Origin of the sequence: Nocardioides cavernae, assembly GCF_013410035.1 — a bacterium.
GTDB lineage: Bacteria > Actinomycetota > Actinomycetes > Propionibacteriales > Nocardioidaceae > Nocardioides > Nocardioides cavernae_A.
The window spans coordinates 43,639-56,625 of record NZ_JACCBW010000006.1; the positions used below are offsets into that span (position 1 = coordinate 43,639).

8 protein-coding genes are annotated in these 12,987 nt (G+C 73.2%); 3 read left to right on the plus strand and 5 right to left on the minus strand.

The features are described from left to right. Positions 1–10 precede the first annotated feature (10 nt). Positions 11–4,087 carry an alpha-(1->3)-arabinofuranosyltransferase domain-containing protein gene (locus F4692_RS19360; protein WP_308645392.1) on the minus strand — a complete coding sequence of 1,359 codons (4,077 nt, stop codon included), beginning with the start codon at positions 4,085–4,087 and terminating at the stop codon, positions 11–13. A gap of 76 nt (positions 4,088–4,163) precedes the next feature. On the opposite strand from F4692_RS19360, the gene F4692_RS19365 reads away from it, so the two are divergent. Further along, entirely contained in the window at positions 4,164–4,883 is a 720-nt protein-coding gene (locus tag F4692_RS19365) for a class I SAM-dependent methyltransferase (RefSeq protein ID WP_179621381.1), read from the plus strand. Here the strand turns inward: F4692_RS19365 and F4692_RS19370 are convergent. Next, a complete protein-coding gene (locus F4692_RS19370; protein WP_179621382.1) occupies positions 4,868–5,704 on the minus strand; it encodes a class I SAM-dependent methyltransferase in 837 nt (278 codons plus the stop codon). The two genes, F4692_RS19365 and F4692_RS19370, sit on opposite strands and share 16 nt — an antisense overlap. 51 nt (positions 5,705–5,755) lie before the next feature. Here F4692_RS19370 and F4692_RS19375 point away from each other — a divergent pair, with 51 nt between their 5' ends. Next, the gene (locus tag F4692_RS19375; protein ID WP_179621383.1) at positions 5,756–6,919 is read left to right on the plus strand and encodes a glycosyltransferase family 4 protein; all 1,164 of its coding nucleotides are present in this window, start codon (positions 5,756–5,758) and stop codon (positions 6,917–6,919) included. 61 nt (positions 6,920–6,980) lie between these two features. Here the strand turns inward: F4692_RS19375 and F4692_RS19380 are convergent, their stop codons facing one another. Then, a complete protein-coding gene (locus tag F4692_RS19380) occupies positions 6,981–7,136 on the minus strand; it encodes a hypothetical protein (RefSeq protein ID WP_179621384.1) in 156 nt (51 codons plus the stop codon). A gap of 43 nt (positions 7,137–7,179) precedes the next feature. Continuing rightward, on the minus strand, positions 7,180–8,988 hold the full coding sequence (locus tag F4692_RS19385; RefSeq protein WP_179621385.1) for an MmpA family trehalose lipid delivery protein: 1,809 nt from the start codon (positions 8,986–8,988) through the stop codon (positions 7,180–7,182). 25 nt (positions 8,989–9,013) lie between these two features. Here F4692_RS19385 and F4692_RS19390 point away from each other — a divergent pair, with 25 nt between their 5' ends. Beyond that, entirely contained in the window at positions 9,014–10,282 is a 1,269-nt protein-coding gene (locus F4692_RS19390) for an MATE family efflux transporter (protein ID WP_179621386.1), read from the plus strand. Here F4692_RS19390 and polA read toward each other — a convergent pair. Then, a complete protein-coding gene (gene polA, locus F4692_RS19395) occupies positions 10,276–12,987 on the minus strand; it encodes a DNA polymerase I (protein ID WP_179621387.1) in 2,712 nt (903 codons plus the stop codon). The two genes, F4692_RS19390 and polA, sit on opposite strands and share 7 nt — an antisense overlap.

Genomic DNA, 12,987 nt, shown 5'->3' on the forward strand with positions numbered 1-12,987 from the left:
GGTCCTCGGCTCAGGGTCGGGCGAGGACCCGACCGCACACGACTCCCACGACCAGCGCCACGACGACGTCGGAGCCTACCGGTGGGACGACCACGGCGGAGGCCGACAGGGCGACGACCGCGGAGAACGCGAGGGCGGCGGTGCCGGCAGCCCAGACCTGCAGGTCCGAGGCGTGACGCGTCAGCCAGCCGACCAGGGCGCCCGCCGCGAGGGGCACGGAGATCGCCGCGAGCGCGACGGCTCCGACTCCCCGGGCCGCGTGGCGCCACCGGACCGCGACAGCCCCCGTGGGCCGTGGAGGTGCGGCGGGCGGACGGCGCGCGGGCGACGTCGTGCCGACACCGCGCACGAGGAGCACGAGGGCCAGCAGGAGGAGGGCCGCTGCCGCTCCCAGCCCTGCGACGAGGGACACTTCGAACGGTCCCTGCGGTGCGTAGTCCAGCTCGACGACACCGTCGGTCCCGGCCGGCACGACGTAGCCCTGGCGCCAGCCGTCGAGCACGACCGGAGTCAGCTCCTCCTCCCCGACCCGTGCCGTCCACCCCGAGTTGAAGCTCTCGGCCAGGGACAGGACCGAGTCGTTCGTCACGGCCACGTCGACCTCGCGGTGCGTCGCCGACCAGGCACGGACGGGCGGGCGTACGCGGGTCCCTGCGTCGGCGCGCGACGACGGCGTCAGCGCGAGGCTCGTCGTCGCGAAGCCGTCCGGGTTGGTGACCCGTACGCGGTGGGTGCCCGCCGGGAGCTCGACCGACCTCCGCCCGCAGGGCACGACCTGGAGGTCGGCCCCCGACCGGACGTCGCGCAGCGTCCCGGCGAGGCGGGTCTGGACGACGCGGTCCCCCACCTCGACGGTCGGTCCGAACCCGCACGCGGTTCCGGAGGGTGCGTCGAGGTCGGGCGTGTGCGTGAGGTCCTCGATGCCGGCGACGTCCAGCTCGGCGACACCGACGCCGTCGAGCCCGGCGGCGCCGTAGGCCGTCACCCTCAGCTGGTCGGTGCGCACGGCCCGCATCACGCCTGTCTGGGGGCCCGACGTCGCCACCAGCTGCGGGTCGCCGGTCCCGGGACCGCCGTCGACCACGACGTAGTCGGGGAGGTCCCCGGGCAGGTCCGGAGACCCGATGGCCCGCACGCTCGTGATCTTCCGGCGCGGACCCCATACGAGCTGGAGCGCGGCACCCGGGTCCCCGGGAGCCGACGTCCACCCGGTCCCGCGGCGGCCGTCGAGCGCAGCTGCCGCGGTCACCGCGGGGTCACCGCCGTAGGTCGACGTCGCGGCGACGGTGACGAGGTCGTCCGACAGCGGGGCGAAGAGCCGGTCCACGGCGGGGCCGTGGGTGGCGAAGGCGCGCCCGCTCAGTCGCCACTCCCCGTCCTCGGTGACGGTGACGGTGCGGTCGAACCCCGGCGTCTCGGAGGTCTCGACCTGCCACGCCAGCCGGCAGCCGACCACCTCGTCGTCGGTCCCGACCACGCACGCGCGGCGGGGCGCCTCGCTGGAGAGCAGCACGGAGGTGTCGGCCGCGACCCGGCCCGGGAGGACGAGCGAGCGGGTGATGTCGTGCCCGGCGATGCGCACGTCGGAGAGCCGCACCTGCCCGGTTCGCGGGCCCACCCCCAGCACCGTGACGCGCAGCGTGGTGGCGGCGTCGTCGTCGACGTCCACCGCCGGGACGGTCCCGTCCGACTCCACCTCGGCCACGACCGACCGCGTGTCGGTGGTGATCCGGACCGACGTCACCGCTGCTCCGCTGAAGGTGTCGAAGGTCAACGACACCTCGCCGATCCGCGTGGGGGCGTCGAACGACGCCTCGATCCACTGTCCCTCCGGCCGAGCGAGGCGGGCGCTGGTCCAGGCCGTGTAGATGGAGTGGTCGAACGCCGACCACGGGTGCTCCTCGGGTCGCACCGCGCCGAGGATGTCGGCGTACCCCCCGGAGCTCGACGCGCGGATCTCCGCCGCGCCGTCGTAGGCAGCCGTGGTCCGCCCGGTCGGCATCGCGGCGTCCGCGTGGTCGTGCTGGAGGCGCGCGACACGGTAGGGCTCCGTTGCGGTCATCACCCCCGAGCGCGAGTCGTGGATCCGGCCGAAGCTCTTCTCGACGCGCCGCAGCGAGTCCGTGACGACGTCGGGCTGTTCGTCCCCCGTCGCCAGGACGACGGCCTCGTCGTCGCCGACCAGGCCGGATCGACGCAGGTCCGGCACGGACTCGGGAGCGCCGTCCACCAGGGACCGGCCCTCCCAGTCCTGCACCTCCACGCGCGGCTCGTCGTCGTGCCGCAGCTCGAAGACCTCGACCGCGCGGCGCCCGTCCGTGGTCCTGCCGAAGGCCGACACCACCCGGGCCCCGGGGACGGTGGCCAGGCTGGCTCGGACGAGCGCGGGGTCGGGTGCGTCGGTGTCGGACGGGTCGAGGTCGTTGCGCAGGACGAGGTGCGTCGCGCCGACGGCGTCGAGGGCGGCACCGAGCTCCTGGCGCCGGCGCGGGTCCGAGACCGCCTGCTCGATGGCGTCGAGCTGGCGCAGCGTCCCCGCCGGGGCGACCGTGACCTGCGCGCGCGCCATCCACGGCGGCGGGCCGAGGACCTGGATCGGTTCGTCGATCGTCCGTCCCCAGGTCTGGACGGCGAACCCGGTGCCCGGCAGCACGATGGCGCGCACCGTGCCGGGCTGACGGTCGAGGAAGGCGACCGCGTCGCGCCAGCTCGAGGGGACGTCCTCGAAGCCGCCCGTCGTGCGCAGGGACCCCGACGCGGCGGGCGCAGCCGCCGCGAGCACCGTCAGGGTCGTGAGCCCGAGCGCGATCCCCCGCGCGGGCAGCGTGCCGGAGGCCGCCCGCTGGCCGTGCGCCCGGCGTCGCCACACCTGCGGGACGGCGGTGGTCACGAACGCGCCGACGCCGAGGCTGAGGGGCAGGCGCACCACGGGGTCGAACTTGTGGATGTTGCGCAGGGGGGCGAGCGCCGTGTCGAGGGCGTGCAGCCACGCGTCGGCGAAGACCGAACCTGCCCATCCCCCGCTGCCAGCAGTCAGCACGGCCAGACCCACGACGACGGCGCACGCGAGGACCCGTCGCTGCCAGAGGTCGCGCTGCAGCAGGCCGGCCAGGCCGGCCGCGGCCACCAGGACGGTCGGCACCAGCAGCCATCGTGAGGAGGCCAGCTCGTACCCGCCCTCCCAGCCGATCGGACCGCCGCCGGGGAAGAACGCCACCCAGTGGCTCGTGCCGCGCAGCGAGGACAGCCACCCGGTGGCCCCCGCGGTGTTGTCGGCGGACTCGATGAAGTCGAGGAACGGTGGCGCGTACGAGCCGAGCAGCAGCAACGGCACGACCCACCACAGGCACGCCACGCCGACGAGGGCGCCCCAGGCGACGAGGTCGGTGGCACGCCGGAGCGCGGTCCGCCCGGACGCGAGGACGAGCAGCAGCGACGGCAGCACCATGCACGCCACGACGAGCGTCGCGTTCTGCCCGCCCATGAGCGGGACGGACGCTGCCGAGAGGACGAAGGCCACCCAGGCACGCCGCCTCCCCCGCAGGTAGAGCACCAGCGGCAGGACGGTCCACGGGAGCACGGCCGCGGGCAGCGTCTCGCCGCTCAACCCCCCGACCGTCGTCAGCACGCGGGGCGACAACATGTAGGTGAGGCCCGCCAGCACGGTTCCCGCGGGGCCGACGCCGGGCCAGTGCGACGCGAGCCGGCGCGCACCCTCGTACGCGAGGAGCATCACCGCGGCGGACCAGAGGCGCTCCCACACCCACGGCGGCACCGCGAGCGCCTCGCCGAGCACGAACACCGGGCCCATCGGGAAGAGGTAGCCCGAGGCCTGGTTCTGGAGCCCACCCAGTGCCCAGTCGGCGTTCCAGAGGTCGGTGCTGCGGGCCAGCAGGTCCACCGGGTTCAGCTGCAGGTCGAGCTTGGTGTCGAAGGTGGTCCGCCCCGGCTGCTGGAGGAGGTTCAGCAGCACGACCGCGGCGTGGACCACGGCGTGCACCAGCCAGGCCCGGCCCGTGCGCGCCGTGCGCACGTCGACCGCAGTGGCGGCGCTGTCGGACATCGCGCCTGCCTCCCAGGTCGTCACGGTCAAGAGCGCCGCAGTCTATATTCTGCGGCGGTACTCTCGGCCTCCCTGGCCGTCCGGCGTCAAGGAAGTCCGCATGAGCGAGCGCTCCACCACAGGGTTCGAGTCAGCCTGGGACCTCGCGTCGACGATCCCGGGCTGGCTGACCGAGGACCAGGCGCGGCTGCTCTTCGACAGCGCGCAGGACCTCCCGGACGCGCCGGTGCTCCTCGAGATCGGCAGCCACCAGGGCAAGTCCACGATCGTGCTGGCCACGGCCGCGCACGCCCGGGGCGGTCGCGTCGTCGCCATCGACCCGTTCGTCGAGGGACGCCTCTTCGGCGGCGCCTCGACCCGGTCGAAGTTCGAGCGCAACGTCGAGACGGCGGGGCTGGCGGGCACGATCGAGCTCGTCGCCGACTACAGCACCCGCGCGCGGCCCGCCTGGGACCGGCCGATCGACTACCTCTACATCGACGGCAAGCACGACTACTGGACGCTCAGCGACGACCTCAAGTGGGCGGCGCACCTGCCGGAGGGCGCGCCGATCCTCGTGCACGACTGCTACTCCTCGGTCGGGGTCACCCTGGGGGTGCTCGCCCACGTGCTCCCCTCCCGCAACATCAGCTACGAGCGCCGCGCGGGCTCGCTGGCGCTCTTCCGGGTGGGCCGACCTTCGGCCCGCGACCGTGCCCGCATCGTGCGCGAGGTGCCCTGGTGGCTGCGCAACGTGGCGGTCAAGGTGCTCCTCAGGCTGCGGCTGCGCGCAGTGGCCGCGCGGGTGTTCGGCCACGAGGGCCCCTACGACCCGTTCTGACCACCGGTCTGCCCGAGGCGGTAGATCCTCCGCTCCAGCACCTCGGCGGGGTCGGTCACGAGCTCCGCCTTGACGACGTCCCCGAGCAGGATGCGCCGGTCCCTCCGACGGTGGCGGGTGCGCCAGGTGAGGCCGGCCGTGACCGCCTGCACGGCGGTGGCCTCCCACCCGCGCTGGTGGCCGGGCGCACGCATCGCCTGCTCGAAGAAGTCCGCGTCGAGCACCCCCTCGGTCCGCAGCCGCACCTCCCCGGTCCAGTGGTACTGCACGACGCGGTGCTCGAAGCGGCTGTTGAGCACGGCGTCCAGCGCGTCGCGCACCCCAGCGCGCTCGATGTAGCGGTGGATCTCGGCGTCGAACCACGGGGCGTCCTTGGCGGTCATCACGAGGGTCGCGCCGCCGTCGTCGTCGCCGTCCTCCATGCGACACCACCAGACGTGGCTGGGGAAGTCCACGATCTTCGCGCTCGCCGCCTCGGGCACCTCGATGTAGCCCGCCCGGGCCACCCGGGTGAGCTCGGCTGCCACGGCGGCGGGGTCGCGCACGTGCTCGAGCAGGTTGCTGCAGATGGCGTAGTCGAACGCGCCGTCGCGGAACGGCATGTCGGCGGCGTCCGCGTCGAACAGCGGCCGGCTCACCCGGGCGGAGGCGTGCCCCGAGCGCTGGGCGGCGTGCTCGGCACCGGTGTAGCGGTCGAGCAGCACGTCCGCGCGCCAGGACGGCTTGTCCCCGCTCCCGACGTCCAGCACGAGGGCGTCGTCGTCGACGGGTACGGCGATCCGGCGCTGGTGGAACACCCGGAGCGCTTCGAGGCTGGCCATGGGGCTGGAGTATGCAGGACGCGAACTGAACCGGCGGGTAACATGCCGCCCATGCAGGGAGCTGACCCCGCGTCCCTCGCCGGGCGACACGTCGTGTTCTTCAACTGGCGCGACACCCAGAACCCCGAGGGTGGGGGGTCGGAGCGCTACGTCGAGGCGATGGCACGCGGGCTCGTCGAGCACGGCGCGCGGGCCACGATCTTCTGCGCCGCGCACGACCACGCCCCCGCGGACGAGGTCGTCGACGGCGTGCGCTACGTCCGCCGGGGCGACCACCTCGCGATCTACGTCCTGGGTGCCCTCCACCTGCTGCTGCGTCGCTTCGGCACGGTGGACCTCGTGGTCGACGTGCAGAACGGCCTCCCCTTCTTCACCCGGTTCGCCACCCGCGCTCCCGTGGTCGTCCTCGTGCACCACGTGCACCGTGAGCAGTGGCCCGTGGTGTTCCCCGGCCTGCTCGGCCGGGTCGGCTGGTGGATCGAGCGGGTCGCGGCGCCCCGCATCTACCGTCGTTCGCAGTACGTCGCCGTCTCCCGCGCCACCCGCGCCGAGCTCATCGCGCTCGGGGTGGAGCGCGAGCGGATCGCGGTCGTCCACAACGGCACGGCCCCCGCGCCCGCCCTCGACGTACGGCGAAGCCCGACGCCCGTGCTGTGCGTGCTCGGGCGGCTGGTCCCCCACAAGCAGGTCGAGCACGCCATCGACGCCATCGCCGCCGTCCGCGAGGACCACCCCGAGGCACGCCTGGTGGTGGTCGGCAACGGCTGGTGGGAGCAGGAGCTGCGCGACCACGTCGAGGCACGGGGTCTCGGCGAGGCCGTGACCTTCACCGGTCACGTCAGCGAGCACGAGAAGCACACGATCCTCGCCGCGTCCTGGCTGATGCTGCTCCCCTCCCTCAAGGAGGGCTGGGGCATCGTCATCGGCGAGGCGGGCAGCCACGGCGTGCCCACCGTCGCCTACGCGTCGGCAGGAGGCACCCGCGAGTCGATCGCCGACGGCACCTCCGGCCTGCTGGTCGACTCGCGCGAGGACCTGATCGCGACCGCGCGGCGCCTCGTCGGCGACGACGCCGAGCGCCGGCGCCTGGGCAAGGGGGCCAGGGAGTTGTCGCACACCTTCTCGTGGGCGCACTCGCAGGAGTCGTTCGCCCACGTGCTCGCCGATGCGATCGCCGGGCGGCACACGTCCGTCGTCGACCCCGAGGGCTCCTGAGACGACGAAGGCCGGGCGATGCCCGGCCTGGTCGTGACGTCGGCGAGCCGACGGGTGGGAGCTACTCCGCGGTGCCCTGGTTGGTGCCGTAGTCCATGACGGACTGGTCGGGCTGCGCAGGGGCGCTGCTGACAGTGCTCACGACACCCACCGTGGTGAGGACAGCGAGTACGACACCGACGAAGATCGCCGCGATGCCACCGATCATTCCCTGCACGTGATGCTCCCGTTCGCTAGACCGAGAGCACCGTAGCACCAGTTCAGGCCCGGCGGCGCATTTGTCGACTCGTGTTCCACCCGACCCGCAGGCGGTCGACGAGCGCCGCCCCGAGAGTGCCGGCAGCGAGCAGCCAGGCGAGCGCGAGGGCGGCCCGCTGCGGTCCCGACAGCCGACCGGTGACGACCGCACCGCCGTCCGGAGGACCGACCTCCCAGAGCGTCAGCCGCTGACCCGCGTGGATCCGACGCGCGTCGCCGAGGTCGACGCCGATGCCGTACGCCGAGCCGTCCACCCCCTGCGCGACCAATGCGTCCGCGGCCTCCTCGTCGAGCACGACCCACCCCACGCCCTCGGCCGCCAGGGCGTCCTCGAGGGCAGGCCCGTCCAGCGTGTCGAGCTCGCGACCGACACGGGCGGCGCGCGGGTCCTCCCCCGCGATCTCCCGTCCCGAGACGACGAGGGTGTCGCTGGAGAGGTAGTCGACCGGGAAGTACCTGCCCAGCGGGTCGAGCGTGCGCCGGTCGTCGTTCCACGAGGGCCGGCGGTAGGACGTGAACGGAAGCGTCAGCAGGTCGCCGCCGTGACCGTCCTCGCGGCTGGCGACCAGGGCGCGGCGCGCTGCGGCGTACTCCTCGGGGAAGTCGACCGCGTCCAGCCGCCCGGAGAGAGCGGGAGCGGCGTCGGGCATGAGGGCCAGTGGGCTCACCGCCAGGGCGGTCCCGGCCGCGAGGGCGAGCGCGCGCACCGGGACGGCCCGTACGAGGCGCGCCACGCCGAGCCCGAAGAGCACCGCCTGCACCGGGGCGAGGAGGGCGAGGAACCGCGTCCCGTCGCGGACGAGGCCGGCCCCGGGCACGTGCGCGACGAGCCAGCCCACGAGACCGCCCGCCACGACACCCGCCACCGCGACGACGAACCCGATGCCCGCCACGACACCCAGCGCCAGGCGGTCGGAGCGGCGGCCGAGGGACAGCCACGACCGCAGACCGAGTGCGCACGTCACCAGGACCAGCGCGAGCGACGCGAGCGCGACCCCCGTCGTGCGGGACGTGGGCACGACGTCGGCGTTCCAGATGCCGCCGAGGCCGAGGGCCGCCGCCCACGGCGGCAGCACCCCCTCCCCGTGGGCGGCGAACAGCGCGACGGCTGCGGGGTCGCTGACCGCCGCGGACCCGTGGAGCAGCCCGGCGGCGACCCACGGTGCGTTCAGGCCCACGACCGCCAGAGCCGTCCACGCTGTCGCTCGCGAGGCCGGTCGACCCGCGCAGACGACGCTCGTCACCGCGAGCAGGCCCGCGACCAGTCCACCGACCGGGCTGAGGCTGGCGAACGCCAGCCACAGCACCAGCGGGGCCAGCGCCCGGCGATCACCCGGCAGCCGGCGAGCGCTGAGGTGGATCCACGGGAGCGCCGCGTACGTCATCAGGAGCGGCCAGTGACCGATGCCGAGGCGCTCGACCACGAACGGGTTCCAGAGGTACAGCGTCGAGGCCGCGAACGACGCGACGAGCGACGGGCCGGGCACGAGCCGCCACGCGCCGGTCCCGGCGAGGACCAGCGTGCCGAGCAGGAGCAGCTTCTGGAGCAGGCCACCGGGGACGACCTCGTCCGCGAGGGCGACGACCAGGTCCGAGGGGACCGCGCGCGGCAGGCTCGAGCCCAGGCCGAGGAAGTCTCCGCGCATCGCGAGGTCCGGGACCCAGACCATGTCGTAGGTGAGCACGTAGCCCGGCCCCAGGGCGCCGCCGAGCAGGAGCACGGCGAGGAGTGCGGACCAGGCCACCGGCCACAGCCGGTGGCCGAGCCGGGGACGGGCCTGCGCGCCCTCGTCGCCGACCCGTTCTCCCACGACACGACACCTTAGGGTGTCGCGCATGCCCATCCGCGCGCGCGACCGGTCACCCGACGCCGCGCGCGCACCGGGCCGGGGGGCGTCGCTCCTCACCGGCAGCGGGCAGATCGCCGTCGCGATGATGCTGATGAACGTCGCGACCTACGGCTTCACCATCACGACCGCGCGGGTCATCGGACCGGTGCCCTACGGTGCCTTCTTCGCGCTGATGAACCTCGTGCTGATCGTCAGCGTCGTCATGCTCGGGCTGCAGGCGACCGCGGCGCGCCGGATCAGCGCCGACCCGGCACACGTCGGACAGATCGAGCGCGAGATCCTGCGGGTCTCGCTGCGCGCCGCACTCCTGCTGGGAGGCGTGCTGCTCCTCGCCGCCCCGCTCGTCGACCGGCTCCTCGACCTGGACAGCCTCACCACCGCGGGCCTGGCCGCCCTCGCCGTGGTGCCGATGACCATGACCGGCGCGCAGATGGGCATCCTCCAGGGCGAGCGGCGCTGGCGCGAGCTCGCCGTCATGTACGTCCTCGCCGGGGTGCCCCGGTTGCTCATCGGGCTGGCGCTGATCCTCTGGCAGCCCACGGAGGTGATGGCGTTCCTGGGCGTCACCCTGGGCTACTACGTCCCGTTCCTCTACGGGCTCACGGTGCTGCGCCACCCGCGCGAGTCGGGCGCGAGCCACGAACGGCACGGCTTCTGGCCCATCATCAAGGAGTCGGTGGTCAACTCACAGGCGCTGTTCGCCTACTTCGCCCTCACCAACATCGACATGCTGGTGGGCCGCTCGATCCTCGACTCCCACGACTCGGGGCTCTACGCCGCCGGCCTCATCGTCTCGCGGGCGGTGATGTTCCTGCCGCAGTTCGTCGTCGTCATCGCGTTCCCGTCGATGTCGACGAGCCTCAACCCGGCCCGTGCCCTCGTCGGCAGCATGGCCATCGTCGGAGGGCTCGGGGGTGCCTGTGTGCTGGGCACCGCGCTGCTGCCGGACGTCGTGCTGGTCTTCGCCGGCGGGCGGGAGTACGACGAGGTGACCGGGCTGCTGTGGGTGTTCGCGCTGCTGGGGACCTGCATGGCGATCCTGCAGCTGCTCGTCTACTCGGTCCTCGCGCGCCAGGGCGCGTTGTCGATGGCGCTGGTCTGGGTCGGCCTGCTCGTGGTCGTCGGAGTCGCCTCGACCACGGTGTCCACCGTCACCGGCCTGCTGTCCGTCGTGCTGACGGTCGAGCTGGTGCTGCTGGTGGTCCTGCTCGCGATCAGCGTGGTCAAGCTGCGCCAGCGCTCCGCCGCTCAGTGAGCGGCGTCGTGCCAGCTGCGACCGGACCCGATGGACACGTCCAGCGGCACCGCCAGGTCGGCGGCCCCGCCCATCTCGGCGCGGACCAGCTCGGCGAGCGCCTCGCCCTCCCCCGGCGCGACCTCGAAGACGAGCTCGTCGTGGACCTGCAGCAGCATCTGTGAGCGGAGCCCCTGCTCGGCCAGCGCGCGCTCGACCCCGAGCATGGCGACCTTGACCAGGTCGGCGGCCGAGCCCTGGATCGGCGCGTTGAGCGCCATCCGCTCGGCCATCTCGCGCCGCTGGCGGTTGTCGCTCGTCAGGTCGGGGAGGTAGCGACGGCGACCCAGGATGGTCTCGGTGAAGCCCGAGCGTCGCGCCTCGTCCACGATCCCGCCGAGGTAGTCGCGCACCCCGCCGAAGGTCTCGAAGTACTCGTCCATGAGCCCGCGGGCCTCGGACGTGTCGATCTTGAGCTGCTGGGACAGGCCGAACGCGGACAGGCCGTAGGCGAGGCCGTAGTTCATCGCCTTGATCTTGGCGCGCTGCTCGACGCTCACGTCGGCCGCGTCGACCCCGAACACCCGGGCCGCCGTGATCGAGTGGAAGTCCTGCCCCGAGCGGAACGCCTCGATCAGGAGGTCGTCCTCGGAGAAGTGGGCCATGATCCGCATCTCGACCTGGCTGTAGTCGGCGGTCATCAGCGACTCGCCGCCCTCGCCGACCACGAACCCCTCGCGGATCCGACGACCCGCCTCGGTGCGGATCGGGATGTTCTGCAGGTTGGGGTCGGTGCTGGAGAGGCGGCCGGTCGCCGCGATGATCTGGTTGTAGGTGGTGTGGATGCGCCCGTCGGAGGCGACGGTCTTGAGCAGGCCCTCGACGGTCTGGCGCAGCCTGATCACGTCGCGGTGGCGCAGCAGGTGCTGGAGGAAGGGGTGCTCGGTCTTCTCGAACAGCGCCTGGAGCGCGTCGGCGTCGGTCGTGTAGCCGGTCTTGGTGCGCTTGGTCTTGGGCATGTCGAGCTCGTCGAAGAGCACGACCTGGAGCTGCTTGGGCGAGCCGAGGTTGATCTCCTTGCCGATGACGTCGTAGGCGTCGTTGGCCGCGGCGCGGACCTGCTCGCCGAACTCCGACTCGAGCCCCTCGAGGTAGTCAGTGTCGACGGCGATGCCGACCTGCTCCATCCGCACCAGGGTGCCGATCAGCGGCAGCTCGACCTCGCGCAGCAGGCGCGTGCCGCCGTGCTCCTCCACGGCGTCGTCGAGCGCGTCGGCGAGGTCGAGCACGGCCTTGGCCGTGAGCATCGCGGTGTCGCTGGCGGTCGTGTCGTCGATCGCGTCGAAGCTGAGCTGGTCGGAGTCGACCGAGTCCTGGCGCAGCTCGCGCTTGAGGTAGCGCAGCGTCAGGTCGGCGAGGTCGTAGGAACGCTGGTCGGGCTGGACGAGGTAGGCGGCGAGGGCGGTGTCGACCTCGAGCCCGCCGAGGGTCCAGCCGCGGGCCGCCAGCGCGAGGCTGGGGCCGTTGGCGTCGTGGACCGCCTTGGGGCGGTCGTCGGCGGCGAGCCACGTCGCGACCGCGGCGTCGTCCTCCGGGCCGATGTCGGCCACGTCGATCCAGGCCGCCTGGCCGGCGCGCGTCGCGACCGCCAGCGAGACCACCTCACCCGTGCCGGCACGCCAGCTGCCCTGGACGGACACGCCGACGCGCTCGCCGGCGGGGGCGTGCTCCTCGAGCCAGGCCGCGGCCTGCCCGGGCTCGAGCCGGGTGCCGTCGAGCTCGAAGCCGGACTCCGCGGTCAGGTCGTCGCCCGGGTCGGGGTCGATCGTCTCGAGGAGGCGACCCCGCAGCTCGCCGCGGAACTCGAGCTCGTCGAGCAGCTCGAGGCCCTCGGCACGGTCCCACTGCTGCCGCACCAGCTGGTCGGGACGGAGCGGGAGGGTGAGGTCGCGCACCAGCGCGTTGAGCTGGCGGTTGCGGATCACGTCACCGAGGTGCTCGCGCAGGGCCTCGCCCTTCTTGCCCGTGATCTCGTCGGCCCGGGCGATGACGTTGTCGAGGCCGTCGAACTGGTTGATCCACTTGGCGGCGTAGCCCTGGCCGACGCCGGGGACGCCGGGGAGGTTGTCGGAGGTCTCCCCCACGATCGCGGCGAGCTCGGGGTAGCGGTGCGGCGGGACGCCGTACTTCTCCTGCACGGCCGCAGGCGTCAGCCGCGCGAGCTCGCTCACCCCGCGCATCGTGTAGAGCACGGTCGAGTCGTCGGTGACGAGCTGGATGGAGTCGCGGTCGCCCGTCATGATGAGGACCTCCATGCCCTCGGCGAGCGCCTGGGTGGCGAGGGTCGCGATGATGTCGTCGGCCTCGTAGCCGTCCATCGACAGGTGCTGGATGCGCAGCGAGTCGAGCACCCGTCGGATCAGCGGCAGCTGGCTGCCGAACTCGTCGGGGGTCTTGTTGCGCTTGGCCTTGTAGTCGCTGTACTGCTCGAGCCGGAAGGTCTGGCGCGACTTGTCGAACGCCACCGCGACGTGGGTCGGCTGCTCGTCGCGGAGCACGTTGACCAGCATCGAGGTGAAGCCGTAGACGGCGTTGGTGTGCTGGCCCGTCGCGGTCGCGAAGTTCTCCACCGGGAGGGCGAAGAACGCCCGGTAGGCCAGGGAGTGGCCGTCGAGCAGGAGGAGGCGCGGGCGGTGCTCGGCAGGGGGCTGGCTCGTCTCAGGCAC